This window comes from Arthrobacter sp. 24S4-2 (assembly GCF_005280255.1).
In the GTDB taxonomy this organism is placed as follows: Bacteria; Actinomycetota; Actinomycetes; order Actinomycetales; family Micrococcaceae; genus Arthrobacter.
Genome location: NZ_CP040018.1, coordinates 4,062,731 through 4,089,524, shown reverse-complemented (window position 1 = coordinate 4,089,524; position 26,794 = coordinate 4,062,731). Strand labels below are relative to the sequence as shown.

Annotated in this window: 32 protein-coding genes and 1 pseudogene; 26 read left to right on the top strand and 7 right to left on the bottom strand. The window is 63.9% G+C overall.

All coding sequences use genetic code 11. The features are described from left to right. The first annotated feature begins 1 nt into the window (after position 1). The 17 genes from rplX to map all read left to right on the top strand — a co-directional run bounded on the left by rplX (position 2) and on the right by map (position 12,607). On the top strand, positions 2-361 hold the full coding sequence (rplX, locus tag FCN77_RS18960; protein WP_137323513.1) for a 50S ribosomal protein L24: 360 nt from the start codon (positions 2-4) through the stop codon (positions 359-361). Beyond that, complete coding sequence (gene rplE / locus FCN77_RS18955; protein ID WP_011692799.1) at positions 361-942, top strand: 50S ribosomal protein L5; 582 nt, start codon at positions 361-363, stop codon at positions 940-942. The genes rplX and rplE overlap by 1 nt, the downstream gene beginning before the upstream one ends. An 86-nt stretch (positions 943-1,028) precedes the next feature. After that, positions 1,029-1,427: a 30S ribosomal protein S8 gene (rpsH, locus tag FCN77_RS18950; protein ID WP_137323512.1), complete on the top strand. Its 399-nt coding sequence runs from the start codon at positions 1,029-1,031 to the stop codon at positions 1,425-1,427. 18 nt (positions 1,428-1,445) lie between these two features. After that, positions 1,446-1,982 (top strand): 50S ribosomal protein L6, encoded by a 537-nt coding sequence (rplF, locus tag FCN77_RS18945; RefSeq protein ID WP_137323511.1) that lies wholly within the window; start codon positions 1,446-1,448, stop codon positions 1,980-1,982. Positions 1,983-1,984: 2 nt separating this feature from the next. Then, positions 1,985-2,368: a 50S ribosomal protein L18 gene (rplR, locus tag FCN77_RS18940; protein ID WP_091251989.1), complete on the top strand. Its 384-nt coding sequence runs from the start codon at positions 1,985-1,987 to the stop codon at positions 2,366-2,368. Between the two features lie 26 nt (positions 2,369-2,394). Next, entirely contained in the window at positions 2,395-3,072 is a 678-nt protein-coding gene (gene rpsE, locus FCN77_RS18935) for a 30S ribosomal protein S5 (protein ID WP_175417315.1), read from the top strand. A gap of 3 nt (positions 3,073-3,075) precedes the next feature. After that, positions 3,076-3,282: a 50S ribosomal protein L30 gene (gene rpmD / locus FCN77_RS18930; RefSeq protein WP_056626615.1), complete on the top strand. Its 207-nt coding sequence runs from the start codon at positions 3,076-3,078 to the stop codon at positions 3,280-3,282. Continuing rightward, positions 3,283-3,777, top strand: coding sequence for a 50S ribosomal protein L15 (gene rplO, locus FCN77_RS18925; RefSeq protein ID WP_137323509.1), 495 nt, complete (start codon positions 3,283-3,285; stop codon positions 3,775-3,777). It begins immediately after the preceding gene. Positions 3,778-3,965: 188 nt separating this feature from the next. Further along, the gene (gene secY, locus FCN77_RS18920) at positions 3,966-5,276 is read left to right on the top strand and encodes a preprotein translocase subunit SecY (RefSeq protein ID WP_137323508.1); all 1,311 of its coding nucleotides are present in this window, start codon (positions 3,966-3,968) and stop codon (positions 5,274-5,276) included. Positions 5,277-5,281: 5 nt separating this feature from the next. Then, positions 5,282-5,851 carry an adenylate kinase gene (locus FCN77_RS18915; protein WP_175417458.1) on the top strand — a complete coding sequence of 190 codons (570 nt, stop codon included), beginning with the start codon at positions 5,282-5,284 and terminating at the stop codon, positions 5,849-5,851. Positions 5,852-6,009: 158 nt separating this feature from the next. Then, entirely contained in the window at positions 6,010-7,044 is a 1,035-nt protein-coding gene (locus FCN77_RS18910) for a 3-oxoacyl-ACP synthase III family protein (RefSeq protein ID WP_137323506.1), read from the top strand. Next, on the top strand, positions 7,041-7,805 hold the full coding sequence (locus FCN77_RS18905; RefSeq protein WP_254678634.1) for a glycosyltransferase family 2 protein: 765 nt from the start codon (positions 7,041-7,043) through the stop codon (positions 7,803-7,805). Before FCN77_RS18910 ends, FCN77_RS18905 begins: the two co-directional genes overlap by 4 nt. Continuing rightward, positions 7,802-8,245, top strand: a complete 444-nt coding sequence (locus FCN77_RS27060) for a hypothetical protein (protein WP_254678633.1) — start codon at positions 7,802-7,804, stop codon at positions 8,243-8,245. Before FCN77_RS18905 ends, FCN77_RS27060 begins: the two co-directional genes overlap by 4 nt. Next, complete coding sequence (locus FCN77_RS18900; RefSeq protein WP_254678632.1) at positions 8,224-9,018, top strand: cytochrome P450; 795 nt, start codon at positions 8,224-8,226, stop codon at positions 9,016-9,018. Before FCN77_RS27060 ends, FCN77_RS18900 begins: the two co-directional genes overlap by 22 nt. Beyond that, the gene (locus FCN77_RS18895) at positions 9,008-10,834 is read left to right on the top strand and encodes a class I adenylate-forming enzyme family protein (RefSeq protein ID WP_137323505.1); all 1,827 of its coding nucleotides are present in this window, start codon (positions 9,008-9,010) and stop codon (positions 10,832-10,834) included. The genes FCN77_RS18900 and FCN77_RS18895 overlap by 11 nt, the downstream gene beginning before the upstream one ends. Continuing rightward, positions 10,831-11,742, top strand: coding sequence for an NAD(P)-dependent oxidoreductase (locus FCN77_RS18890; RefSeq protein WP_137323504.1), 912 nt, complete (start codon positions 10,831-10,833; stop codon positions 11,740-11,742). Before FCN77_RS18895 ends, FCN77_RS18890 begins: the two co-directional genes overlap by 4 nt. 37 nt (positions 11,743-11,779) lie before the next feature. Next, positions 11,780-12,607, top strand: coding sequence for a type I methionyl aminopeptidase (map, locus tag FCN77_RS18885; RefSeq protein ID WP_137323503.1), 828 nt, complete (start codon positions 11,780-11,782; stop codon positions 12,605-12,607). Positions 12,608-12,757: 150 nt separating this feature from the next. Here map and FCN77_RS18880 read toward each other — a convergent pair whose 3' ends face one another. From FCN77_RS18880 to FCN77_RS18870, 3 genes and pseudogenes are all read right to left on the bottom strand, one after another. Next, on the bottom strand, positions 12,758-14,104 hold the full coding sequence (locus FCN77_RS18880) for an ABC transporter substrate-binding protein (RefSeq protein WP_137323502.1): 1,347 nt from the start codon (positions 14,102-14,104) through the stop codon (positions 12,758-12,760). A 121-nt stretch (positions 14,105-14,225) separates the two neighbouring features. Continuing rightward, positions 14,226-15,080 carry a carbohydrate ABC transporter permease gene (locus tag FCN77_RS18875; protein WP_137323501.1) on the bottom strand — a complete coding sequence of 285 codons (855 nt, stop codon included), beginning with the start codon at positions 15,078-15,080 and terminating at the stop codon, positions 14,226-14,228. After that, positions 15,077-16,026 (bottom strand): annotated as a pseudogene (locus FCN77_RS18870) (carbohydrate ABC transporter permease). The gene FCN77_RS18875 and the pseudogene FCN77_RS18870 overlap by 4 nt, the downstream one beginning before the upstream one ends. A gap of 257 nt (positions 16,027-16,283) precedes the next feature. Here FCN77_RS18870 and FCN77_RS18865 point away from each other — a divergent pair. The 8 genes from FCN77_RS18865 (at position 16,284) to truA (ending at position 21,602) form a co-directional block, all read left to right on the top strand. Further along, positions 16,284-17,321 (top strand): P1 family peptidase, encoded by a 1,038-nt coding sequence (locus tag FCN77_RS18865; protein WP_137323500.1) that lies wholly within the window; start codon positions 16,284-16,286, stop codon positions 17,319-17,321. Positions 17,322-17,474: 153 nt separating this feature from the next. Next, positions 17,475-17,696, top strand: a complete 222-nt coding sequence (gene infA / locus FCN77_RS18860) for a translation initiation factor IF-1 (RefSeq protein ID WP_009358723.1) — start codon at positions 17,475-17,477, stop codon at positions 17,694-17,696. A gap of 69 nt (positions 17,697-17,765) precedes the next feature. Next, on the top strand, positions 17,766-17,879 hold the full coding sequence (gene rpmJ / locus FCN77_RS18855; RefSeq protein WP_009358722.1) for a 50S ribosomal protein L36: 114 nt from the start codon (positions 17,766-17,768) through the stop codon (positions 17,877-17,879). A 173-nt stretch (positions 17,880-18,052) separates the two neighbouring features. After that, entirely contained in the window at positions 18,053-18,427 is a 375-nt protein-coding gene (gene rpsM / locus FCN77_RS18850) for a 30S ribosomal protein S13 (protein WP_066293239.1), read from the top strand. Positions 18,428-18,479: 52 nt separating this feature from the next. Further along, positions 18,480-18,881, top strand: coding sequence for a 30S ribosomal protein S11 (rpsK, locus tag FCN77_RS18845; protein WP_028265083.1), 402 nt, complete (start codon positions 18,480-18,482; stop codon positions 18,879-18,881). A 132-nt stretch (positions 18,882-19,013) separates the two neighbouring features. Next, entirely contained in the window at positions 19,014-20,024 is a 1,011-nt protein-coding gene (locus FCN77_RS18840; RefSeq protein WP_011692778.1) for a DNA-directed RNA polymerase subunit alpha, read from the top strand. A gap of 77 nt (positions 20,025-20,101) precedes the next feature. After that, on the top strand, positions 20,102-20,680 hold the full coding sequence (gene rplQ / locus FCN77_RS18835; protein ID WP_137323499.1) for a 50S ribosomal protein L17: 579 nt from the start codon (positions 20,102-20,104) through the stop codon (positions 20,678-20,680). A gap of 31 nt (positions 20,681-20,711) precedes the next feature. Then, positions 20,712-21,602 (top strand): tRNA pseudouridine(38-40) synthase TruA, encoded by an 891-nt coding sequence (gene truA, locus FCN77_RS18830; RefSeq protein WP_175417314.1) that lies wholly within the window; start codon positions 20,712-20,714, stop codon positions 21,600-21,602. Between the two features lie 14 nt (positions 21,603-21,616). Here the strand turns inward: truA and FCN77_RS18825 are convergent, their stop codons facing one another. Further along, entirely contained in the window at positions 21,617-23,290 is a 1,674-nt protein-coding gene (locus FCN77_RS18825; protein WP_137323498.1) for a cell wall metabolism sensor histidine kinase WalK, read from the bottom strand. A gap of 257 nt (positions 23,291-23,547) precedes the next feature. Between FCN77_RS18825 and FCN77_RS18820 the strand changes: the two genes are divergently transcribed. Beyond that, positions 23,548-24,351 (top strand): response regulator transcription factor, encoded by an 804-nt coding sequence (locus FCN77_RS18820; protein ID WP_137323497.1) that lies wholly within the window; start codon positions 23,548-23,550, stop codon positions 24,349-24,351. 12 nt (positions 24,352-24,363) lie between these two features. On the opposite strand, the gene FCN77_RS18815 is transcribed toward FCN77_RS18820, so the two are convergent. From FCN77_RS18815 to FCN77_RS18805, 3 genes are all read right to left on the bottom strand, one after another. After that, positions 24,364-24,708, bottom strand: coding sequence for an Hpt domain-containing protein (locus tag FCN77_RS18815; RefSeq protein WP_137323496.1), 345 nt, complete (start codon positions 24,706-24,708; stop codon positions 24,364-24,366). Positions 24,709-24,965: 257 nt separating this feature from the next. Beyond that, positions 24,966-25,850: a type II secretion system F family protein gene (locus tag FCN77_RS18810; protein ID WP_137323495.1), complete on the bottom strand. Its 885-nt coding sequence runs from the start codon at positions 25,848-25,850 to the stop codon at positions 24,966-24,968. Between the two features lie 7 nt (positions 25,851-25,857). Then, entirely contained in the window at positions 25,858-26,790 is a 933-nt protein-coding gene (locus FCN77_RS18805) for a type II secretion system F family protein (protein WP_137323494.1), read from the bottom strand. Between the last annotated feature and the right edge of the window lie 4 nt (positions 26,791-26,794).

The following is a 26,794-nucleotide window of genomic DNA, read 5'->3' as shown; positions in this document are numbered from 1 at the left end:
CATGGCTAAGATCAAAAAGGGTGACCTCGTTCAGGTCATCACTGGCGCCAAGGCTGAGCGCGGCGGCGACAAAGGCAAGCAGGGCAAGGTTCTGCGCGTATTCCCGAACACCAACCGCGTGTTGGTCGAAGGCGTTAACCGCGTAACCAAGCACACCAAGGTCGGTCAGTCGCAGCGCGGCACCAAGACCGGTGGCATCGAGGTCGTAGAGGCTTCAATCCACATCTCCAACGTGGCTCTGGTTGACCCCTCTACCAAGAAGCCCACCCGCGTCGGTTTCCGCACCGAGACCGTTGAGCGCAATGGCGTGAAGCGTGAAGTGCGCGTACGCGTGGCCAAGAGCTCCGGGAAGGACATCTAATGACTGAGACTCTCGAGACTCCGGCAAGCAAGATCGTTCCTCGTCTGAAGACCAAGTACGCGGATTCCATCAAGAGCACGCTCATTGAGGAATTCAAGTACGAAAACGTCAACCAGGTTCCCCGTCTGGTCAAGGTCGTTGTGAACATGGGTGTTGGAGATGCCGCTAAGGACTCCAAGCTGATCGACGGCGCTGTCCGCGATCTGACCCTGATCACCGGTCAGAAGCCGCAGGTAACCAAGGCCCGTAAGTCGATCGCACAGTTCAAGCTGCGCGAAGGCATGCCCATCGGTGCACACGCAACTCTGCGTGGGGACCGCATGTGGGAATTCCTGGACCGTCTGGTCACGCTGGCTCTGCCGCGTATCCGTGACTTCCGGGGCCTCAGTGGCAAGCAGTTCGATGGCAACGGCAACTACACCTTCGGTCTGACCGAACAGGTTATGTTCCACGAGATCGACCAGGATTCCATTGACCGCGTTCGCGGTATGGACATCACCGTCGTGACCACCGCCAAGACCGACGACGAAGGCCGCGCGCTGCTCAAGGCGCTTGGTTTCCCGTTCAAGACCGAAGCTTAATCTAGCTACATAGAAGGTCCGGCTTTGCCGCTTCCCGCACGGGATGGCAAGGCGGAAACCGTTATGAGGAAGGGCAAGAGCCCAACATGACCATGACAGATCCCGTCGCAGACATGCTTACGCGTCTGCGCAACGCAAACTCGGCATACCACGACACCGTGTCTATGCCGTACAGCAAGCTCAAGGCACGCGTTGCCGACATCCTGAAGGCCGAAGGTTACATCGCCTCCTGGAAAGAAGAAGACGCTGAGGTCGGCAAGAAGCTGACCCTCGAGCTCAAGTTCGGTCCGAACCGCGAGCGTTCAATCGCTGGCGTTCGTCGTATTTCCAAGCCGGGACTCCGCGTTTACGCGAAGTCCACCAACCTGCCGCACGTGCTCGGTGGCCTGGGTGTCGCTATCCTGTCCACCTCTTCCGGCCTCTTGACTGACAAGCAGGCCGGCAAGAAGGGCGTGGGCGGCGAAGTCCTCGCTTACGTCTGGTAACGGGAAAGGAAGAGAATAATGTCACGTATTGGACGTCTCCCCATCACCGTTCCTGCCGGCGTTGAGGTCAAGGTTGACGGCTCTGTCGTCAGCGTCAAGGGTTCCAAAGGCGAGCTGAGCCACACTGTGCCCAGCCCGATCGAGGTCACCCTGGAAGATGGCACCCTGACTGTCGCCCGCCCGAACGACGAGCGCGCCTCACGTTCGCTGCACGGCCTGACCCGCACCCTGATCGCCAACATGATCCAGGGTGTCACCGCAGGCTACGAGAAGAAGCTTGAGATTGTCGGTACCGGTTACCGCGTCCAGGCCAAGGGTTCTGACCTGGAGTTCGCTCTGGGCTACAGCCACCCGGTTAACGTCTCGGCACCGAACGGCATCACCTTTGCAGTAGAGACCCCGACCAAGCTCTCTGTTTCAGGTATCTCCAAGCAGCAGGTCGGCGAGGTTGCTGCCAACATTCGCAAGCTGCGGAAGCCGGACCCCTATAAGGGCAAGGGCATCCGCTACGCCGGCGAAGTCATCCGCCGCAAGGTCGGAAAGGCTGGTAAGTAACCATGGCCATCGCAATTAACAAGAAGCGTACGAACAAGAGCAAGTCTGCCCAGCGCAGCCGCCGCCAGCTTCGTATCCGCAAGCGCATCTCCGGAACGGCTGTACGCCCTCGCCTGGTCGTCAACCGCTCCGCACGCCACGTATTCGTCCAGGTTGTCGATGACACCAAGGGCCTGACCGTAGCGAGCGCTTCCACACTGGAAGCCGACCTTCGTGCATTCGACGGTGACAAGACCGCCAAGGCTAAGCGCGTTGGCGAACTGGTTGCCGAGCGTGCCAAGGCTGCCGGTATCGAAGCTGTTGTCTTCGACCGCGGTGGTAACAAGTACCACGGCCGGATCGCCGCCGTCGCTGACGGCGCACGTGAAGGTGGGCTGTCACTGTGACCGAAAATAACGAAAAGGACATTCAGGTGACTGAAGCTGTAGCTGCTCCGGCAACTGAGACCGCTGCGCCTGCTACCACTGACGACCGCCGTGGCGCTCGTCGTGGCGAGCGTGGCGACCGCGGCCAGGGCCGTGGCGATCGTGGTGGCCGTGGTGGCCGCGACGGCGGCCGCGAAGCCGAAAAGAGCCAGTTCGTAGAGCGCGTTGTAACCATCAACCGCGTTTCCAAGGTGGTCAAGGGTGGTCGTCGCTTCAGCTTCACCGCCCTGGTCGTCGTTGGTGACGGCAACGGTATGGTCGGCGTTGGCTACGGCAAGGCTAAGGAAGTTCCTGCCGCAATCGCGAAGGGCGTTGAAGAAGCCAAGAAGTCCTTCTTCCGCGTTCCCCGCATCGGCAGCACCATCCCGCACCGCGTTCAGGGTGAAGCCGCCGCAGGCGTCGTCATGCTGCGTCCGGCTTCCGCCGGTACCGGTGTTATCGCCGGTGGCCCGGTCCGTGCAGTACTGGAGTGCGTGGGCATCCACGACATCCTCTCCAAGTCGCTCGGTTCCTCCAACGCCATCAACATCGTTCACGCGACCGTTGATGCCCTGAAGCGCCTCGAAGAGCCGGCAGCAGTGGCAGCACGCCGCGGCCTCCCGCTCGACGAGGTCGCTCCGCCGGCAATGGTGAAGGCCCTCCTGAACCAGAAGGCAGGTGTCTGAGTCATGGCTAAGAACCTGATTCCCTCTGACGCTCAGTTGGAGATCACTCAGATCAAGTCCGCCATTGGCGGCAAGCAGAACCAGCGCGACACCCTTCGGTCCCTCGGCCTGAAGCGGATCGGACACACCGTTGTCCGCACCGCCGACGCCGTGACCGTTGGAATGCTCAACACGGTTCCGCACCTGGTAAAGGTAGAGGAGGCGAAGTAAATGGCAGAGAAGAACACCGCCGAAAAGGCACAGGGCGCCGCTGCTGAGAAGCAGAACGCACTGAAGGTTCACCACCTGCGTCCCGCCCCGGGTGCCAAGACCGCCAAGACCCGTGTTGGTCGTGGTGAAGGTTCCAAGGGTAAGACCGCTGGTCGCGGTACCAAGGGTACGAAGGCCCGCTACCAGATCAAGGCTGGCTTTGCCGGCGGCCAGCTGCCGCTGCACATGCGCCTGCCGAAGCTGCGCGGCTTCAAGAACCCGTTCCGGGTTGAGTACCAGGTTGTTAACCTGGACAAGCTCAACGAGCTGTTCCCGGAAGGTGGCGCAGTAACCGTGGACAACCTGGTCGAAAAGGGTGCCGTTCGCAAGAACCAGCCCGTCAAGGTGCTGGGCACCGGCGACATCACCGTCAAGGTTGACGTCACGGTCCACGCATTCTCGGCCAGCGCCGCAGAAAAGATTGCAGCAGCAGGCGGAAGCACCACCGCTCTCTAACAGGGGACGGCGGGGCAGAAGCCCGTTGTGAGAACTCCCGGTGCGCGGGGCCCAGGCCCTGCGTACCGGGAGTTTTTTATCATTTGGGACCTCACCGATTGTTCGCGGGGCGCATCAACCCGTTAGACTCGGTTGTTGGGTTTTATTGACCTATCTCACACGACTTTATAAACCAATCAGGAGGACGCTTGCTTAGCGCATTCGGCCGGGCCTTTCGCACGCCTGATCTGCGACGCAAGTTGTTGTTCACGCTGGGAATCATCACAATCTTCCGCTTGGGTGCCTTCATCCCCTCGCCTGGTGTGAGCTACCAGAATGTCCAGCAATGCTTGCAGAACGGTCAGACCACGGGCGGCATCTACCAGCTCGTCAACCTGTTTAGCGGCGGTGCATTGCTGCAGGTCTCGATCTTCGCGCTCGGGATCATGCCGTACATCACGTCCAGCATCATTGTGCAGCTGCTCCGGGTGGTCATTCCCCGGTTCCAGCAGCTGTATGAGGAAGGCGCATCCGGGCAGTCCAAGCTGACGCAGTACACGCGTTACCTCACCATCGCCCTGGGCCTGCTGAACGCCACGACACTGGTGTCGCTGGCACGTTCCGGCCAGCTGCTGCCCAACTGCCAGCTGGACATTATCCCGGACGCGAGTGTCATCACCACGATCCTCATCGTCATCACGCTGACCGCCGGCACCGGCCTGATCATGTGGATGGGCGAGCTCGTCACGGAGAAGGGCGTGGGCAACGGCATGTCACTGCTCATCTTCACCTCGATCGCCGCCGGCTTCCCCACCTCGCTGGGTGCCATCTGGAAGGCCCAGGGTCCCGGAACGTTCTTTATGGTTATCGTGATCGGCCTGCTCACCGTGGCCCTCGTGGTGTTCGTTGAACAGTCCCAGCGCCGCATTCCGGTGCAGTATGCCAAGCGCATGATCGGCCGCCGGACCGTGGGCGGGACCAGCACGTACATCCCCATCAAGGTGAACATGGCCGGCGTCGTGCCCGTCATCTTCGCTTCATCGATGCTGTACCTGCCGGGCCTGATCTCGCAGTTCAACCGGCCCAAGCAGGGCGAACCGATGCAGCCGTGGGTTGAGTGGATCAACAACAACCTCACCCGCGGTGACCACCCCATCTACATGGCGCTCTATTTCGCCATGATTGTTTTCTTCACTTACTTCTATGTCGCAATCACTTTCAATCCTGAAGAGGTTTCCGACAATATGAAGAAGTACGGCGGCTTCATCCCGGGCATCCGGGCCGGTAAGCCGACAGCCGACTATCTGCAGTACGTCCTTTCCAGGATCACCCTGCCCGGCGCCCTTTACCTGGGCTTCGTGGCACTGATCCCGCTGGTCGCCCTGGTCATGATCAACGCCAACCAGAACTTCCCGTTCGGTGGCACATCGATCCTGATCATGGTGGGTGTAGGCCTGGAAACGGTCAAGCAGATTGACGCGCAGCTACAACAACGTCACTACGAAGGGCTTTTGCGATGACGAGAATGTTGATTATCGGACCTCCGGGTTCCGGCAAGGGAACGCAGGCGGAACGGATTTCCGAACGCCTCGGCGTCGTTGCGATCTCAACCGGCGATATCTTCCGCGCCAACGTCAAGGGTGAGACGCCTTTGGGCGTCGAGGCCAAGAAGTACATGGACGCCGGGGATTTCGTGCCGGACAGCGTCACCAACAAGATGGTGCGCGACCGCCTCAGCGAGGACGACGTCGAGAACGGTTTCCTCCTGGACGGTTACCCGCGCACCACAGCGCAGGTGGACTACCTCGATGAGATCCTCGCCAACGGTGAGCAGAAGCTGGACGTTGTCCTGCAGCTGACCGCCGATGATGAGGAACTGGTCCACCGTCTCATGGGCCGTGCCAAGGAAACCGGCCGCAGCGACGACAACGAAGCCGTCATCCGCCACCGGCTGGACCTCTACCACGAGCAGACCGAAGCCGTGGTGGCGAAGTATGCCGAGCGCGGCATCCTGACCCGGGTTGACGGCATCGGCGGCATCGACGAGGTCACCGACCGCGTCATGCAGGCCATCAAGGCAGCACAGGCAGCCTGATCGAGGACTTGCCGGAGACCCGGGACTGACAACGGTCCCGGCTTGCCTCCAGTGCCGTGAAGGGCGCGTCCCGTACCATCGAGTACGGGACGCGCCCTTCCTTGTTTTGGCACGTCCAGCCCGGGATCACCGGACGCATTGTCTGTGGGGGATACTGCATGAACCAAACCCTTCAAGGGGCGGCCAGAATCGCCGGCCTTGAGGTCTACCTGCCTGCGGCGCGTTTGGGCACCGGGCAACTTGAGCGGCGGCTCGCCGCCTCCAGCCCGGACTTCCGCGTGCCGAAGGGCCTCATCGACCGGCTGACAGGGATCCGGACACGGTCAGTGATGGCCTGCACTGAGCAGGCCTCCGACCTCGCGGCCACCGCCGCCGCCAAACTGCTGGCCGGCCGCGGTCTCCAGCCGGCCGACGTCGACCTCATCATTTTCGCGTCGGCAAGCCAGGACATGGTGGAACCGGCCACCGGCCACATGGTGGCCGCCAGACTTGGCGCGGGCTGCCCGGTGATGGACGTCAAGAATGCCTGCAACAGCCTGCTGAACGGTCTCGAGGTGGCCGATGCCCTGATCGGCACCGGCCGCTACCGGCGGGTGCTGCTGGTCAGCGGGGAGTCGCCGTCGCGGGCCGTGCGCTGGTCCGTTCCGGACCAGGAGACCTTCGCCGCAGCCTTCCCGGGGTACACCATGAGCGACGCCGGCTGCGCCCTGCTCCTGGAACCGGCCGACCCTTACGACGACGCCGGTGCCCGGGTGCTGGGTCTGGGCTTCACGGCGAAGAGCAGCCACTGGGCCGTGGGCACGCTGGCCACGGGAGGCTCTGTTGCCCCGCGGGACCCGGAGGCGACGTACTTCAACATGGACGGTGAAAAGCTCAAGGACGCATTCCTGGACCTGGGCCGGGGGATCCTCGACGAGACACTGGGCGGACTGGGCCTCACATGGTCTGACTTCGCCGTGGTGTGCGTGCACCAGGTGAGCGCACCCTACCGGGACATCTTTGCCCGCGGGGCCGGGGTGCCGCAGGACAAGCTCGTCAAGACCGTGGAGGAGTACGGCAACATGGCCTCGGTGAGCCTGCCGCTCCAGTTGAAGGTGGCACAGGACCTGGGCAGGTGCGGACCCGGCGACCTCGTGGCGCTGGTGGGACTCGCCGGTGGCGTGAGCCTGGGCATCGCCGTGGTGCGCCTGTGACCCCGCAGGTACGGGCGCTATGTGTTGCCATGCCTGCGCTGAACGAAGAAAAGCTGATCCGGCAGTCCCTGGACGCCCTGGCCGTCCAGCTTCACCAGGACTTCACTGTCGTGGTGGTGGACAACGGCTCCACCGACGCTACCCGGGCCATCGTGGCGGACTTTGACCGGCTGCACCCGGGCATGGATGTCCGCCTGATCCACGAACTGCAAAAGGGAACCGGAGCCGCTGCTGATACAGGCATGCGCTTCGGCGCCCTGAACGGCGCGCGCTGGCTGGCCCGCACGGACGCGGACTGCCTGCCGGCGCCGGACTGGACACTGCGGATCATGGAAGCGTTCGACGACGGGCTGGGAATGATTGCCGGGCAGCTGAACCCGCGCCTGGACGAGGGCTTGGGCCGCAGCAGTCGCTGGCTCATGCTGCTGGCCGTGGAGGTGGCCTCGTTCTTCGGCCGCATCCGCCCGGGTAACAAAGGGGAAGGGTACCTTGGCCCCTACCAGATGTTGCCCGGCTGCAATATGGCCATCACGGCGGAGCTGTACCTGCGCTCGGGGGGCTTTCCCCGCACCAGCATCGAGGAGCTGCACGAGGACCGGGCGCTCTCCAACCGCGTCCGGAAGCTCACCCGCGCCTATGGCTTGCGCCGCAACGTGGTGGTGTTCGGGTCCTCCCGCCGGGTCAGGGCCTGGGGCCTGCCCAACACCCTTGCCTGGTACGCGGACCACCGGTTCCGCCCCGAGCACGTGGACATCCGGTGACTGCCCTGGCCGGAAAGGCGGGGGCAGCCTGGAGCCCGGCCGCGCCCGGCCTGGCAGCCTGGGAGCGGCGCCTGCACATAGGCGCCCACCCGGTGGCGTATCCGCTGATCCGCGGCCTGGGGAAGCTGCGGCCCGTGGTCCGGCTGCCGGGCCTCGGCGTGCTGGTCAGCGAGGCCTCGCTGGTCCGCGAAGTCCTCCTGGACGCCAGCTATTCGAAATCCGGAAGCAAAGCCTCCGGAGCGCTGTGGACTCCCGTAGTGGGCCCGCGTGCCCTCCTGAACATGCACGGTGAGGAACACCTTGAGCTACGGCGCCGCCTGAACGGGCTGTTCACGCCGCGGGCGGTTGAGTCCATAGTGGCTCCGGCCGCAGTCCGGCTGCGGGAGCGGCTGGCGGCGGGCCTGGACCGCGGGGATCCGTGGAGTTCGTGGGCCTGGTGAAGGAACTGTCCGGGGGAGTGATCAGCAGGCTGCTGGGCGTCCGCGACAATGCACCCGGACGCCTGCCGGACAACGAACTCTTCAACCTCGGCACCTCCATCACCTCGCTGGTCCGGCTGGGCCGGCCGCGGCTGGCGGCGCCGCAGGTGGCAAAGGCGAGGTCCGCCGTCGAAATTCTTGCCGGACCGGTACGCCATGCCTACCGCAGCGACGACGCCTCAACGTTTCCCGGGCGCCTTCGCGTCCTGGGACTGAGCGAGGACGAAGCCGTGGGGATTGTCAGCGCCTTCGTGATCGCCGGGACCGAGACCCTGGTGTCGTATGTTCCGCGCCTGGCGGCCCTGCTGTTCGACGACGGCAGGCTGCCGGGCCTGGCGGCGGACCGCAGCGGCCTGCCGGACGCCGTCAACGAGGGGCTCAGGTACACGGCGCCGTCGCCGATGATGCTGCGCGAGGCGACGGCGGCGGGCCGGCTGGGCGGCGTCAGGATCAGGGCGGGGGACAGGATCCTGCTTTCGACTGTGCACGCCGTCAAGAGCCTGGGCGGTTTTGACCCGGGAACGCCCATCCCGGCGGCGGCCCGCCAGCTGTGGTTCGGAGCAGGCGCACATTTCTGCATTGGCATGCCGCTGGCGATGGCCGAAATCAACTGCGCCCTTACCGTGCTCCTGGACGAGTACAGCCGCAGGCCGTGGCACATCCGCTCCCGCGCCGTCAGCCGTAACGTGCTCATTCCGCACTACAAAGCCCTGGAGCTTGCCCGTGCCAACTGACAATGAACTGGACCTCATTGCCGCCGTCTACGACGCCGCGGCCAGATACCCTGACCACCCTGCCATCACAGCGCCCGGCAAACGCAACGGCAGGCCCGGCAAGACCATTTCGTACCGGGACCTCGCTGCCGGGATCGAGTTGACGGCCGCGGGCTTACGGAATGACGGCTTCGGGCCGGGGGAGCGTCTGCTGTTTTCCGTCCGGCCCGGTCCGGCCGCTTTCACCCTGGCTCTTGCCGCCGTGCGGGCGGGCGGTGCAATCGTGTTCATCGACCCGGGCGTGGGGCCGGAGCTCTTCCGGAACAGGACCGCGCTGGCATCCCCACGGTGGGCGGCAGCCGAGTCCCTCCTCTACGCGCTCAGCGCCAGGGGACCGCTCCGGCCGCTTGCCCGGCGGCGCGGCCTGCTGCTCCCGGACTACGGGGCGATGAAGGTCCGGCATTATCACTCCGGTCCGTGGCTCCCGGGGGTCCCGCTGAGATCCACGAACGTCAGGTCCCTGTCCCGCACGGCCCGACACGGCGGTGGCACCAAGTACGACGGCGGCACCAAGAACGGCGGCGGCGCGTGCGACGGGGGAGGCAGCCGCGGCGGGATGCCGCGCATGATGCCCGCGCCGGGGCAGGAAGCGGTGATCATCTTCACCTCCGGCACCACCGGTCATCCCAAGGGGGTGGTGCACACCCGGGGGACCCTGGCCGCCGGATTCAGCCAGCTGAGCACCCGTTGCACCTTCGCGGCCGGAGACCGCATCCATTCGGAGCAACTGATGATGGGGCTGCCTGCCCTGATCGCCGGGGCGCACTGGACCATGCCGGCGTACGGGCTGTCCGCCACACTGGATCCGCTGCGCTTCGCGTCCGAACTCGGCGCTACAAGGGGGTATTCGGCGGCAACCCACATCTTCCTGGTCCCCTCGCAGCTGGCGCCGATCCTCGATGCCGTCGAAGCAGCACAGCTGGCCTGGCCGGACAGCCTGAAATCGGTGATGCTGGGCGCCGCCCCGGTGCTGGCCCCCTTCCTTGACCGGGCAGCCAGGCTCCTGCCAGGTGTCCGGTTCCACTGCATCTACGGCATGACGGAGGTGCTTCCCATCGCCATCGCAGGAGGCCGCGAAAAGCTGGACTTCGCCTCCGGCCGCACGGCCGAATTCCGCACGGCCGGCGGGTCGGGGGAGGGCGACTACCTCGGCGAGCCGCTGCCGGGTGTGAGCTTCCGTGTGGCCGAAGACCACGAGCTGATCGTCTCCGGACCGAACATGTGCCTGGGCTACCTCGGCGACGACGCGATGCATGAACATGCCACCGGAGATTTGGTGCGGGTGGACCACGGCCCGGCGGCTCCGAGCGGCAGTGGCCCGGCTGGCAGTGGCCCGGCCGCCACCGGCTGCGGCCCGGCCGGCCCGGCCAGCACCGGCCCGGCCGGCTCCTCCAGCGAGCCGAGGCTGGTCCTGCTGGGGCGCAAGAAGGACATGATCATACGTGGAAAGACCAACATCTATCCGGCCCTCCACGAGTCGGTAATCGCCGGGATCGACGGCGTGGGCCAGGCCGTGATGGTGGGAGTGCCGGACGGCATCGGGGACGAAGCGGTGTGGCTCGCCGTCGAGCCCCGGACCGGCCGGGAGCCTGAGGCACTGCTGCGGACGCTGCGCCGGGAGCTTCCCAAACTCATTGACGAGTCGGCGCTGCCGGACCGGATCGAGATGATGGCCAAACTGCCGGCGTCCGGCCGGCACCGCAAGCCCGACCGGCTCGCCCTGCGGGCCCTCTTTGCTGACCGCACACCCGGCCGGCCGCCCGAAAGCGCCATATGAGGATCGCAGTGACCGGGGCCAGCGGCTTCGTTGGCGGAGCCGTAGCCACTGCTGCGGAGGAACGTGGGTGGGACGTCGTCAGGTACGGCCGGCGCCACTTGCCGGGTCTCAGCGTGTGGGACCTCGGCGCCGGCGGACTGTCCGCACCGCCGGAGGTGGACGCCGTCGTGCACGCCGGAGCGCACGTAGGCGACTGGGGCCCGCCGCAGCTCTTCCACCGTGTCAACGTACAGGGGACCGAAGCGGTTGCAGCGACCTTCCCGCGTGCACGGCTGGTCCACATCTCCAGCTCCAGCGTCTACCCGTGGTGGCAGCCGTGCGTGGACCGGCCGGAGGAAGCCGTGGCGGGACGGTACCTGAACGCGTATTCAAGTTCCAAGGCCCTGGCAGAAGGAGCCGCTGCAAGGCACCGGAATTCGCTGATCCTCAGGCCGCACGGAGTCTACGGTCCGGGTGACCGGACGCTCCTGCCCCGCCTGATCAGCAACGTGAGCCGCGGCCGGCTCCTGAGCGTCGGAGGTCCGGACGTCCGGCACCAGCTCACGTCGATCGGCAATCTCGTGCAGGCGGCGCTCGCCGCGTGCACATCGGATGTCACCGGCCCCGTCAATGTGGCGGACCACCGGCCAGTGGCCCTCGGCGGAGTCCTGCGGGAGGTGCTGGACACCGCTGGCCGGTCCGACGTCGAACTCGGGTTCATCCCGGCGCGTGCGGCGATGACGCTGGCGGCGTCGCTTGAGGCGGTGGCAGGGGTGACGCGGAAGCCGCCGTGGCTTACCCGCTATGCCGTCAGCCAGCTTGGCTTCGAGCGCACGTACTCCACGCGCCGCCTGCGGGAGGGGCTGGGAGTGGCCCCTGTTCCGAGTAGCTTCGCGGGTGCGGGAGAATGGATCAGAGACCTGGGATGAACGCATCCCGCCAGCGAGACGAAGCACTGAGGTATACATGGCATTCGGACAGCCCCGCATCGAATACAAGACCAACGCCCAAATGCGCACCATGCATGAGGCCGGCCTGGTCCTGAGCCGCGCCCTGGATGCTGCGGTAGCGGCGGCCACTCCCGGCACCACCACGGCCCAGCTGGACGCGGTCTTCGCGGCAGTCCTCGATGAGGCGGGCGCCAAGTCCAACTTCCTGGGCTACCACGGGTTCCCCGCCACCATCTGCACCTCGGTCAACGAGGAAGTGGTCCACGGGATCCCGGGCAACCGTGTCCTGAAAGACGGCGACATCATCTCGATCGACGGCGGCGCGATCCTGGACGGCTGGCACTCCGATTCGGCCCGGACCGTGATCGTGGGGACCCCCGATCTGGAAGACGTCCGGCTGTCCGAAGTCACCGAGGAAGCCATGTGGCGCGGCATCGCGGCCCTGGCCACCGGTAAGTTCGTGGGGGACATCGGCTGTGCGGTGGACGACTACGTCTCCTCCGTGCAGGGCAAGCCGCTGGGCATCCTCGAGGACTACGTGGGCCACGGCATCGGCTCGGAAATGCACATGGCTCCTGACGTGCTGAACTACCGCACCAGCCACCGCGGGCCCAAGATCCGGCCCGGACTGTGCCTCGCCATTGAGCCCATGCTGGTCCGCGGCAGCATCGAGACCGCCGTGCTCGACGACGACTGGACCGTGGTCACCACCGATGGTAAGCGCTCCTGCCAGTGGGAGCACTCGGTCGCCGTCCATGAGAAGGGCATCTGGGTGCTGTCGGCGCCCGACGGCGGTGCGGAGCGGCTTGCGCCGCTGGGCGTGGTCCCCGTGCCGATCCCCTAGAAGGATCCCGCAGCAACGATCCCGAAGGGACGATCCCGCAGCGACGCGCAAATACCCCTGGGACGCAGAAAATCCCTGGCGACACCCGAATCCGGGTGTCGCCAGGGATTTTGCGTATCGCGGAACCGGAGCGACGTCCGGAAAGGCGCGTCAGCTCTTGAGCTTGGGCTTGACGTCCTTCGTGTAGATGCCCTCCAGCGTCGACTTCAGGTCGGTCATCGTGGCCTTGACGTCACCCTGCTGGGTGAGGATCTTCGCGGCGGCCTTGGCCATTTCCTGGTCGGCACCCGGCAGGAACACGCGGGCGTTGTCTTGGACGCGGGTGGCCGTCAGCTGGTCCATGGCCGTCTTGATCTGTGGGGTCTTGGCCAGCACCGACGTCATGTCGGCGGAGACACGTGTGGGCATGTATCCCGTGGCGGCCGAGAACTCCGCCGTGCTCTCCGGCTCGGTCATGAACTTCAGGAAGGTGGCGGCCGCCAGCTGGACTTCCTTGCTGACGCCGCTGGGAATGCCCAGGCCCGCACCGCCCGTGGGGCAGACGCCGCTTTCCACCTTGGGGCCGCCGGGAAGGAAGCCCACACCCACGTTGAACTTGGCCGACTTCAGGACGCCGAGCAGCGACCCGGTGGACGAGATGGTGGACGAGGTGATGCCGGCGGCGAAGTCGTCGGCCGCCTCTTTGGAGGAGACACCCGCCCAGCCGTCCTTGTAGATGGAGTCCTGGGCCCACTGCAGCGCCTCCACGGATTCCGCCGAGTCGCAGTTGATGGTCCACTCATTGGACCAGCTGCCGCCCCAGCCCCAGAGGTTGTTCTGCAGGGTCCATCCGGCGTACCCCGCCAGTGCGGGGTAGATGTAGGCGTACTGCGCACCGGAGCTTGCCTTCAGCTTGGGCGCCCACTCCGCGAATTCCTGCCAGGTTTTCGGTGCCCGGTCCGGGATGCCGGCGGCCTTGAAATGGTCCTTGTTGTAGTAGAAGAGCGGCGTTGACCGGCCGTAGGGGAGTGCCCACTGCTTGTTGTCGTACTGGTAGTCCGCCACAAGGGACTTCTGGAAGTCGTCCACCTTGATGTCCAGCTGCTTCACCAGGCCGTCCAGCGGAATGATGTTGCCGTTGGTGAAGTAGCGGAACCACCAGACGTCGGACAGCACCACCAGTCCGGGCAGGGCTTCCTTGGCCGCCTGGGATGTCTGGAACTTCTGGGCGATTTCCTCGTAGTTGGCTCCGGCGGTCACCAGGTTCACTTTGATGTCCGGGAACTTGGCCTGAAACTTCGCGATGATGGATTTTTCCACGTCTTGGGATTTGCCCGGGTGGCTGGTCCAGAAGTCGATGGCGGCGGCCGGCTTGACTCCGCTGAAATCGATCTCGGCGGCTTCGCTTGCGGGCGTCGTTCCTCCGGTGGACGGGCCGCCGCAGGCTGCCAGCGCGGCGGCGCCGGCTCCGGCGCCTGCCAGTCCCAGGAAATGCCTGCGATCAAGATTCATACCCATTGTGGATCCTCTCAAAGGTGATTGCTCATGCTGACTCGTTGTACGGGTTGGATGACGAACTGCTGCCGTGATGATGGCGGGTGCCGTGAAGCTGGCGGTGCCGGTCTGCGGCGACGCGGTCCTAGCCGGTGACGCTGCCTTGGGTGAGGCCGGCCACGATGTAGCGCTGGAGCGCTGCGAACACCACCAGGATGGGGACGATCACCAGCACGGCACCGGCCATGAGGATGCCCCAGCCGGAACCGTTGCCTTCGGAGTTCTGCAGCAGTGTGAGGCCTACGGGCAGGGTCATTGTCTCGGGCCTGTCCGTGATGATGAGCGGCCAGATGTAGTCGTTCCATTCGCTCACCACGGTGACCAGTGCCACGGTGGCGATGGACGGCACCGAAACCGGCACCACGATCCGCCAGAGACGGCGCCAGTGTCCGGCGCCGTCGATCTCGGCAGACTCCAAAATGGAGGCCGGCAGCGTCAGGAAGTGCTGGCGCAGCAGGAAGGTGCCGAAAGCGGTTCCCAGGCCGGGCAGGATGATGCCCCACAGGGTGTTCTTCCCGCCCATGCCGGCAATGAGGATGTAGTTCGGCAGGATGGACACCTGCGGCGGGACCATCAGCGCCACGAGGATGAGCACGAAGATGGCGTTCTTGAACGGGAACCGGACGAACACCAGGGCATAGGCGGTGAGGATGGCCAGCAGCACCTTGATGGTTGCGCCAACCACAGTGACGATGGTGCTGTTCAGGAAGAACTGCGCGAACGGCACCGTGGTCATGGCGATGTTGTAGTTTTCCGGGTTCAGGCTCTCCGGAAGGATCTTCAGGTCCATGGTGATGATCTCGCCGGGCTGCTTGAACGAGCTCAGGATCATCCAGAGCAGCGGCAGGAACACCACCAGCGTGGCCAGGATCAGCGGGACGTAGCCGCCGGCGATCGTCTGGACAAGGTTGGCCCGGGACAGCGGGCGGTGCGTGCTCATGAGTAGTGCACCTTCCGTTCGACGAAGCGCAGCTGCAGCACGGTGATGATCAGCAGGATGGCGAAGAGCACCACGGAGATCGACGCTGAGTACCCCGCCCGGTTGAACGCGCCGAAGGCCTGGAGGTAGGCCTCGTAGATCAGCGTGCTGGTGCCGTTGCCCAGGGGCGTCATGATCCGGATGAGGTCGAACGCCTGGAGCGAGCTGAGCATGGTGGTGATCAGCAGGAAGAACGTGGTGGGGGAGAGCAGCGGAACGGACATGCTGAGGAAGCGACGGAACCCGTTGGCGCCGTCGAGGGATGCGGCCTCCATGACGTCCTGCGGCAGGGACTGCAGCCCGGCGAGGTATACGACGGCGCAGTACCCCAGGTTCTTCCAGATGTAGACGATGATCACCATCACCAGGGACAGCTGCGGATCGTTGATCCACTGCGGGCTCTGCTGGCCCAGCCCCGGAGGACCCAGGCGAGCACGCCGTAGCCGGGGTCGAAGATGAACAGCCACACCAGGCCCACGCCCACTCCGCTCAGCACGTAGGGCGCGAACACCGCGGAACGGGCGAACGTGGTGCCCCGGACTTTCGAGTTGAGCGCCAGCGCGACCAGCAGGCCAAGAACCATGGAGCCGCCCACCGTTACCAGCGTGAAGACTGCGGTGGTGCCCAGCACCTTGGCGGCATCGGCGCTGGTGAAGAACGTGACGTAGTTGTCAAGCCCCACCACCGTGGCCGACGCAGACCCCAGCGTCCAGTCCAGGGTGGAGTAGTACACGTTGTTGATGAGGGGAAGGTAGGTGAACACCCCGATCAGCACCAGGTTGGGCAGCGCCAGGGCCAGGAAAACGAAGAAGTCCCGGCGCGTCCTGCCGGACCACCTGGCCCGGCGCCGCAGCGCCGGACTGGCTGCAACGACGGCGGGCGGCCGGTCAGTCAGTTGTCTTGTCATTCGGTCTCTAACGGATCCGGGCCCGCGGGTGGCAGGCCAATGGGTGTGGGGATAGCTTCACTTCACCACATGGTTGGTGGGCGGAATCCCGCACAAGCCCTCGTCGGAGGATTGTTAGTCAAGGCTTCCTTGCCCGTTAACGCCGTGTTGCTGGCAGTATTACATGATGTTTGTTTTCGCGGCCGGACTTGCCCCCGCGGGTCGCGAAACGGGTGGGAGTAGACACTCATTTGTTGGCGAAGGCGCACAATGGAGCCATGGGAGCGATCACTGACGTCACCGGAATCCGGGTGGGCCACGTCCAGAAATCAGGAAATGTCCAGAGGTCCGACGGCGGTGTCCGGTCCGACGGCGGTGTCCACCCCGACGACGGCTGGCTCACCGGGGTAACCGTGGTGCTGCCGCCGCCCGGAACAGTCGGCTCCGTGGACGTCCGCGGCGGCGGCCCGGCTACCTTCGAGACCGATGCCCTTGATCCCACAACGCTCTCGCAGCGGGTCGATGCCGTGGTGCTCACAGGCGGCAGTGCCTTCGGGCTCGTCGCAGCGCGCGGTGCCCAGCGCTGGTGCGAGGAGGACGGAAGGGGCTTCCCGGTGCCCGGCGGCCTGGTGCCGATCGTCCCCGCCGCGGCCATCTTCGACCTGGGCCGCGGCGGCGATTTCTCCGCCCGCCCCGACGAGGAGATGGGCTACGCGGCAACTGCTGCCGCCGCCGCACAGCCGGAAGGCCACGACGTCGAACGCGGCAACGTGGGAGCCGGCACCGGAGCGGTAGTCGGCCGGGGGACGTACAAAGGCGGGGTCGGCACAGCCTCAGTCACCCTCGAGAACGGGGTTGTGGTGGGCGCGATCGCCGTCGTCAATGCGGTAGGGATGCCCTTCGGGTCGAGGGTTTCAGCTGCTGAGGCGAAAGGCGAGCAGGGCGCGGATCCGGCAGCGCAGGAAGCGCCACCGCTCAACACAACGCTCGTCGTCGTCGCCACCAACGCCGTCCTGAGCAAGGCGGACTGCAAGCGGACCGCCTCGGCTGCCCATGCCGGGCTGGCCCGGGCGCTGAATCCGAGCCATACCCTGGCGGACGGGGACACGGTGTTCTGCCTGGCCACCGGCGCCGTCGAGCTGGACCAGGGCGCCGGGACGCCCCGCCAGTTCAGCCTCGTCGCGCTGCAGAGCGCGGCGGCCGACGTCGTGACCGATGCCATCTTGGACGGCATCTCCCGGGCTGTAGCCGTCAGAACCCCGGCGGGCGAATATGCTGCGTACGGCCCGGTAGTGCGCTACCATGGTCCGATTTAACATTCCTGCCAAGATGGCGTAGTGTTGTCTGTTGGTTGTCTGCCCTGTTTGCGCCCTTTTGCGGTCGGATAGCAGAAACCAATCAATCAAAAACGTTCGCAGTCATGTCCGGTGCCAACCGGAAGGCTGTGGCAACAACAGTTAGCGGAGGGTATGGCCAAGAAGGACGGGGTCATTGAGATCGAGGGCGTTGTGACTGAGGCGCTGCCTAATGCGATGTTTCGCGTTGAGCTCACCAACAAGCACATCGTTCTGGCGCACATCTCTGGAAAAATGCGCCAGCACTACATCAGGATTCTCCCTGAGGACCGGGTAGTGGTGGAGCTGAGCCCGTACGACCTGACACGTGGTCGTATCGTCTACCGCTACAAGTAAACACTGGGCGGCCAGAGCAATAGCCGAAGGCCGGTCCAGCTGACCAACTGCAACACGCAAAGGAACGCCATGAAGGTCAAGCCGAGCGTCAAGCAGATCTGCGAAAAGTGCAAAGTGATCCGCCGTAATGGCCGGGTCATGGTGATCTGCGAGAACCCGCGCCACAAGCAGCGCCAGGGCTAATTTCCTTCACGGGAAACCCTGGGTTGCTAACCCACGCAAGTAAATAAAGGCAGCACAAGCTGAATTGGGACGTATGAGCCCGGACAGCTAACCCCCGGTCGGAGGCTGGGGCCGCACTGAAAGTGCGGGTGTACTGCCTACGACCTCCGGTTTATACAAGGAGTACCGCCAATATGGCTCGTCTCGCTGGCGTAGACATTCCCCGCGAAAAGCGGTTGGAAATTGCGCTTACTTACATCTACGGCGTGGGCAAGACCCGTGCACACGAAACCCTGGCTGCCACTGGCATCAGCGCTGACGTCCGAGTTAAGGACCTCACCGATACCCAGCTGGTTGAGCTGCGTGACTACATTGAAGGCAACTACAAGGTTGAGGGTGACCTTCGCCGCGAAGTAGCAGCAGATATCCGCCGCAAGGTGGAAATCGGCAGCTACGAAGGTATTCGCCACCGTAAGGGCCTGCCCGTTCGCGGACAGCGCACGAAGACCAACGCACGTACCCGCAAGGGCCCGAAGCGTACCGTGGCCGGCAAGAAGAAGGCACGTTAATCCCTGAGGGATTAACGCGTTTTCCCCCAATAAACTTTCTGTAGGAGAAATAATGCCCCCGAAGACTCGTGGCGCGGTTCGCAAGCCGCGTAAGAAGGACAAGAAGAATATCGCGCTGGGCCAGGCGCACATCAAGAGCACCTTTAACAACACCATCGTTTCCATCACGGATCCGAACGGTGCTGTCATCTCCTGGGCTTCCGCCGGTGAGGTTGGCTTCAAGGGCTCACGTAAGTCCACCCCGTTCGCTGCCCAGATGGCTGCCGAAGCTGCCGCAAAGCGTGCACAGGAGCACGGTCTGCGCAAGGTTGACGTATTCGTCAAGGGACCGGGATCAGGACGCGAAACCGCAATCCGTTCACTGCAGGCCGCTGGCCTCGAGGTTGGGTCCATCCAGGACGTAACCCCCAGCGCGCACAACGGCTGCCGTCCGCCCAAGCGCCGCCGCGTCTAAGACGTTTCCAGCAGCAGGAGCTTGCCCGGACCTTCACGGGTCCGGGCAGGCCCAGCCGCGTTAAGTCTTCAGACCGAATTTCCACCACCTGTGTTGCGTCATATAGCGGATGCTCGCCGAAAGGAAACCTAAGTGCTCATTGCACAGCGCCCCACCCTCTCTGAAGAGGTCGTCTCCGAAAACCGCTCCCGTTTCATCATTGAACCGCTGGAGCCGGGCTTTGGATACACTCTCGGAAACTCCCTCCGCCGTACCCTGCTCTCCTCCATCCCGGGCGCTGCTGTAACCAGCATCCGGATCGATGGCGTGCTGCACGAGTTCACCACGGTTCCGGGTGTCAAGGAAGATGTCACTGAGATCATCCTGAACATCAAGAACCTGTCGGTTTCCTCCGAGCACGACGAGCCGGTTGTTGCTTACCTGCGCAAGCAGGGCCCGGGAGTCGTCACCGCCGCGGACATCGCTCCGCCGGCCGGCGTCGAATTCCACAACCCGGATCTGCACATTGCCACGCTGAACTCGAAGGGCAAGTTCGAACTCGAACTGACCATCGAGCGCGGCCGCGGCTACGTTTCGGCAGCTCAGAACAAGTCCGGCGATTCCGAGATCGGCCGCATTCCGGTCGACTCGATCTACTCGCCGGTGCTGAAGGTTACTTTCCGCGTGGAAGCTACCCGTGTTGAGCAGCGCACTGACTTCGACAAGCTGATTGTCGACGTCGAGACCAAGCAGGCAATCGCCCCGCGCGATGCCGTTGCTTCGGCAGGCACCACCCTGGTGGAACTGTTCGGTCTGGCCCGCGAGCTGAACACCGCAGCTGAAGGTATCGAGATTGGCCCGTCGCCGACGGACGCTGCCCTGGCAGCTGACATGGCCCTGCCGATCGAGGATCTGGACCTCACCGTCCGTTCCTACAACTGCCTCAAGCGTGAGGGCATCCACACCGTGGGTGAACTCGTTGCCCGCTCCGAGGCCGACCTGATGGACATCCGTAACTTCGGTGCGAAGTCCATCGACGAGGTCAAGGCCAAGCTGGTTGAACTGGGTCTGTCCCTCAAGGACTCGCCTCCCGGTTTCGACCTGGCAGCACGCGCCGCAGCCATCGAAGAGGACGACGCCGCGTTCAGCGACGACGAGCTCTAACAAGCAGATCTTGGCCGGCTGGCTGGATGCACCATGGTGTGCGCAGCCCACCGGCTTCCATATGAGGAGAAACAATTATGCCTACCCCCACTAAGGGTCCGCGCCTCGGAGGCGGCCCGGCTCACGAGCGTCTTATGCTCGCGAACCTGGCTGCAGCACTGTTCGAGCACAAGCGGATCACCACCACGGTGACCAAGGCCAAGCGCCTGAAGCCGTACGCAGAGCGTCTGGTGACTTTCGCCAAGCGCGGCGACCTCGCTTCCCGCCGTCGTGTACTCGGCCTGATCAGCAACAAGGGCGTAGTCCACGAGCTGTTCACCGACATTGCACAGGCAGTGGAGAACCGCGATGGCGGCTACACCCGCATCACCAAGATCGGCAACCGCAAGGGCGACAACGCTCCCATGGCTGTCATCGAACTGGTCCTCGAGCCGGTTTCCGCCAAGCAGGCTGTCGTGGCCGAGGCTACTGCTGCTGCCAAGCGCGATGCAGACAAGGCTGCCCCGGCCGCCGAGGAAGCTGCTGCACCTGTTGCAGAAGAAGAGGTCGCTGAGACCGAAGCTGCTCCGGAAGCTGAAGCTGCTGCAACCGAAGAGGCCCCGGCCGCTGAGGAAGCTGCTGACGAGCCTGCTGCAGAGGAAAAGGACGCGAAGTAATTCGCTAATTCCTTCGCATAGACTTAAGTCTATGAACCACCAGAAACCCGCTGCCCCCGTTTTGGGGGGCGGCGGGTTTTTGCGTATCCGATTGGATTTGGCGTACGACGGCGGCCCCTTCAGCGGGTGGGCAGTGCAGCCGGGAATGCGCACCGTCCAGGGCGTCCTGGAAGAGGCCCTCGCGCTGCTGGTCAGGCGAAAGGTGCGCGTGACCGTAGCCGGCCGGACCGACGCCGGCGTGCACGCCCGCGGCCAGGTGGTCCACCTGGACCTCAGCGAAGAGGAGTGGGTGGGCCTGAACCGCGGCGTGGAACTGGACCCCGCCGTCGCCCTCTTGCGTCGTCTGCGCGGCGCGCTGAGCAGGGGACTGGGCGACCTCACCGGCGCCATTGAGGTCCACAGCGTCACCCTGGCTCCGGAGGGGTTCGATGCGCGGTTCTCGGCGCTGTGGCGACGGTACAGCTACCGCATTGCCGACGGGCCTGCCCTGTGGGATCCGCTGGGCAGGTCCTCGACCCTGTGGCACAGGGAACAGCTTGATGTGTCGCTTCTGAATGAGGGTGCGTCCAAGTTGCTCGGCCTGCAGAACTTCCGTTCCTACTGCAAGCCTCGCGAAGGTTCCACCACCATCCGGGAGCTGCAGAGGTTTGAGTTCGCCCGTGGCACCGATGGCGTCATCGTAGCCACAGTCCAGGCCGACGCATTCTGCCACAACATGGTGCGTGCCCTGGTGGGGTCTGCGCTCTACGTCGGTTCGGGGGTCGAGGCGCCCGGGTGGCTGTACGAGCGGCTGCTGGAGCAAAAGCGTGACGCGAAGTCGGTCTTGGCCGCACCGCATCCTTTGGTGCTTGAAGAGGTTGCGTATCCGTCCGACGGCGAGCTGCTGGCCCGCGCCGAACTGACCCGGGCGCTGCGGAAGTAGGGCGCGGGCTGTTTCTAGAAGGCCGGCGGAGGTCCCTCGGCCGGCAGGGACACGGTAAACGTGCTGCCCTCGCCTGGTCGGCTTGCACAGGAAATGCCGCCGCCGTGGCGTTCAATGATGGCCTTGGTAATGGACAGTCCAAGTCCAACGCCGGGGATGTCAGCCTCGAGGGCAGCCGGGCTGCGGTAGAACCGGGTGAAGACCTTGGCGGTATCCGCCGCTGTCATGCCCATTCCGGCATCCTCCACCTGAAGGCGGATGAAGCCATCCTCGGCCCGCGCCGAAACCTTAACCGTTCCGCCGTCGGGGGAGTACTTGATGGCGTTCGAAACCAGATTGTCCAATGCCTGGCCTATCCGAAGCGGGTCAACGTGCGCCCACAACGGTGCGGGAACGTCCATCAGCAGCGAGACCTTCGATGTCTCCGCATGTGCGCGGGCAGATCCGAGCGACGCCTCCACCACGCCGGCAAGGTCCGTCCTGCGTGGGTGCACATGCAAGGCCTCTGACGCCGATGCCAGGAGGTCGGAGACGAGCGTGAGGAGCCGTTCGGTGTTGCGTTGCGCCACCTCAAGCCGCTGGACTGCCAAGGGCGGAAGCCCTTGGTCGCCGTCGAGCACAAGGTCGAGGTTCCCTATCACTGAATTCAGGGGCGTTCGAAGCTCGTGGGACACGTTGGAAAGGAAGTCATCCTTGGCCGAAATGGCTTCCACCAGCCCCGTGACATCATTGAAGACGACCACCGCGCCATCGAACTCGCCGTCGTCGTTCTTGAGGGGACGCGCCGCAGTGGATACGGCCCGCTGTTGGGTACCTTCACCTAACCAAACCAGATAGTCGGCAAAGGTTTCTCCGCGGGCAGCGCGGGACACAGGGCGCCGGTCCGGTGGAACCGGTGACTTTCGATCATGGCCTGAGACCATCATTAGCGACTCCTGGGGGAGTCCAGGCAAACCTTCTGGACTGGCGGTCAGGTCAAAAAGGGACTGCTGGTGGTTGGAAAGCAGGCGCTTGCCGTCGCCATCCACAGCAATGATTCCGACGTCGACTGTTTCCAGGATGATATTCAAGAGCCGTTCGCGCTCTTTGCTTTCTGCCAGGAGTGCCTGAAGCTCGATGTCTTTGGCTTCAAGTCTGCGTTGCTGAAGTTGCATATGAACGCTGGCAAAACGAATGGCGAGCGAAACGGCGAACATCATTAGCGGCAGGAGCAGGATGGACGCGACGTCGGCTGCCGTAATGTTCGGCAGCTTTGAAAACAGGGTCGGTAATGCAATGAGCAACGTGCCGAAAAAGCTGAGGAGGAGGCTTGTCCTGGCTGAAATGGCGGATGCGGAAAGCCAGATGACCGGAAATAGTGCCAGCACTCCCAGTCCCTGAAGATTTGCGGCGGCCCCGTTACGGGTAAGCCAGATCGCTACGAGGTCCAGCACCGGTATCAATAGGGGTGCATTCGGTGCCAGCTTCTCCCAGGGGACAAGAACGCAGGCCGCAAAAATGATCGCATGAAGTACAAGGGCGGCCAGGAATAGTCCGCTGGTCAGTACCCCGGCCCAAACGGCGGGCGCTGCGATGACCAGGACAGCAATGAAAACCGTCAGGGGCAACTGGCAAAGAATGACCTGTGCACGTGGCCGGAGACCGCTGAAGTAGTGCTCCGCCTTTCGTGCCAGAAACCGCTCGCTCATTGAAGCTACTTCCTTACGTTGGGGCCAAATCGCTCGTTTCGCCTGCAGCGGCGGCGGGATGCGGGCAACGCTGCCCGCGATCTCCGATTTTCCAGAAGCAGAAGTTGCATTTGGTGTCATAGTAAACGAAGTGATGTGTGGGGTCATAGGGTAAAAAGTGATGACGATTTAGCTCCTGCGTTGTAACGTGAATTTGTGGTGAGGAATTTCGCATATGTGATGGGCATATTCGGACAATTCGTCAGGCTGGGGAGTCCATGGGTGATCTTGGGGTTGCAGTGGTTGTTGAAGATGACGCAGATGTGCGGAATCTGTTGGAGGCCGTGCTGAGTCAGGCTGGTTTTGAGGTTTACTCAGCCGCGGACGGACGGGAGGGCGTTGAGGCCGTTCGCGACCACAACGCAAATGTCGTCACCCTGGACGTGGGCCTGCCTGATATCGACGGTTACGAGGTGCTGCGGCAAATCCGGCAGTTTAGTGACGCCTACGTTGTTATGCTCACCGGCAGGACGGAGGAACCGGACCTGCTGACGGCGCTACACTCTGGAGCCGACGACTACATCACCAAGCCGTTTCGGCCTTTGGAGCTGAGGGCGCGCGTAGCGGCAATGCTGCGCAGACCCCGGCCGCGGTCGGCGCAAGGCCGGACGCCTGCCCCGGCACCCGCCCCCGCCCCGTCGTCCGGTGGGGGGCCAGCTGAGGAATCGGTACTCCGGCATAATGGCTTGGCGCTCAATCGCAAGACCAGGTCCGTTATTGTCCATGGTGACACCCTCCCGCTGACCCGAAGTGAGTTCGATCTCCTTCAGGAGCTATTGCGTGTGGGCGGGGCTGTTTGTACGAAGACTGACCTGGTTCGCGTAGTCAGGGGCGAGGAAGATCGCGACGATACTTACGTCAGCGAATCCGATGAGAGGGCCGTTGAGGTCCATATCGGAAATCTCCGGCGGAAGCTGCACGAAGATCCCCAATCCCCACGATGGCTGCAGACTGTGCGCGGCGTGGGATACAAGCTGACGCCAGTGGAGCGTGAACGGCAAGAGGTCCACGAACAGCGGTAGGAGATGGGCTAACTATTCATCCGCCAGTATGTAGGTTTCCTGAAGTTCCTTGACTGTCGCACTTCCGTGGACTTCCACGGCCGCAATGAGGGCAAGTCCGTTTTCGAGGTCTCCATTTCGGATGAACCCCTCCAGTTGTTCCGCCAGCCGGGACAGCCGCAGCCCTCCCACCATGGCTGAAGCGATCTTCATGCTAATGACAGCGTCCAGGGCCGCAGCAAGATCTTGGCGATCCATGGCTCCTGCCAGCTTCTGGTAGCGCTGGGTCCAGAGAGTGGCATAGTCCCGTGCAAAGTTCTGGGCGACGGCCGGATGGGCCAGCTGGTCTGAAAGGTCCTGCAGCACCTCGAGGTCCACGAGGGGAAGTTCCGAGCCCGGAAGTTCAGCGTCATCCCGATTTGATACAGCGCTCGGGTTTGATACAGGGCTCGGGGCAGCCGTGGACTGTCGAAGTGTGTGGGCGGGGCCCGCACCTCCGACGCCGCTGCAGCTACCTGAAATGGACATATGACAACGCTACTTCCTGAAACTGTCAATTCGCATGACTTCATCCAATCCTGTGGAAACCTTGCGGTTTCGCGGGCTGGGAGGGCGGACTGGCGCGACGCATGGCGTCATTGACCGGTGAATGTGTCAATTGTATTGATCACGGCTGGGCCAAGAATCGCGATGAAAAGGACCGGAAAGATGAAGAACAGGAGGGGAAACAGAATCGCGACTGGCAGCTTCATGGCCTTCTCCTCGGCCCGTTGCCGGCGCTTGACCCTCATGACCTTGGCCTGGATCCTGAGGACGCGGCTGATGGCGATGCCGTAGGTGTCTGCCTGGACAATAGCCTGGACGAAGCTGCGGAGTTCCGGAATGTTGGTCCTCTCGGCAAGGGCCAGGTAGGACTCCCGGCGGCTGCGTCCTACCTGCATGTCCTGCAGCGTGCGGACCAGTTCGTCGGCCAAGGGGCCCTTTCCGTTTTCCCCCGCGCGGGCCATCGCCCCTTCGAAGCCCAGGCCGGCTTCCACCGAGATCAGCATCTGATCGAGGGTGTTCGCGAGCTCCAGCTGCATGGCCTTCTGACGTTCCAGGCCTTTGCTGTAGAGGAGCAGATCAGGGATGAAGTACCCAAGGAAGAGAATGAACAGTCCGGCAAGCTTGATCATCGGTTTGGGGCTGCTCATGCTGATGAGCACGCCAAGCGACGCTCCCACCAGGCCCAGGGCAGGCTTTGCCGCCAAAATGCGCCCCAACGGCCACGCTGCCGGGCGGCCGGCAAGTGAAAGTAGCCTGTCGAGTTTGCGGACGTAGGCTGCTGGAGTCAGCCCATACCCGATCCTGTCGAGGAAGCCGCCTTGCTTTGATTCCGGGACGTCGGCCGCCCTCCTGCCGCGGGTCAGGATGGCCACCGTCGCGGCACGGGCCTTGCGGTCCACGGACAGGACGGACCAGGCCAGGTAGCCGACGGGGAGGCATACCAGGAGGAGCGAGGAAAGGATCACGGGATTCATGGGCACCTCAGAACTTCAGATCGATGATTTTGCGCATCCACAGGCTGCCGATGGTCATGAGCACCACCGATCCCGCCATCATTCCCCACCCGAGCGGATGGGTGAACATCGAATCCATGTAACCCGGGTTCACCATCATGAGCATCACCACAATCCCGATCGGCATCGCAATCAGGATGTAGGCCGAGAACTTGCCTTCTGCCGCGAGTGCCTTGATATGGCCCTTGATCTCGGAACGCTCCCGGATGGTCTCATTCACCTGGTCGAGGACCTCCGCCAGGTTCCCGCCGACCTCGCGGTTGATCTGGATGGCTTGCGCTATCCAGACGAAGTCCTCGTTCCTCATGCGTTCTGAGGTGTCGGTCAATGAGGCAAGGAGGTCGCGGCCCAGGCTGGTTTCCGTGATGACGCGGCGCATCTCTTCCGACGTCGGGCTCTGGGATTCGGTAGCAGCCGCATCGATGGCACGGAGGATACTGTGGCCGGCCCGCAGTCCGCCGGCCAGCAGCTGGAGCGTATCACCGAGTTGCTGATCGAATTTTCCCCGCCGCTTTCCGGCCAGGAAGCCCAGCACCAGGTGCCCTGCAACAGGCGCCAGTATGACAAGGAGGACGGAGAGGACCGGCACGCCGATCACAAGGCCCACAAGGGCGCCGACGATGCCACCGGCAATGACCAGGACAAAGTACTCAGCCTGGCTGAGCCGGACGCCGGCGTTCTCCAGGGAATCACGGCTGTAGAGGCGAACGTTCCTGGCCGCCAGGAAGCGGTCCAGGCCCACGACTGTGATGCCTGCCAGCCTGGTAAGCCGTGAGGGCGGGTCGGAGTCATAGGGGCGGCGTCGGTTGATAGCGATCCCGGGTGTTCCGGGTATGAGGATTGCCGCAGCCAACAGGATTGGTGCCAGGAGGAGGAGCGCGGCTCCAACGGTCATGAGCATGGCG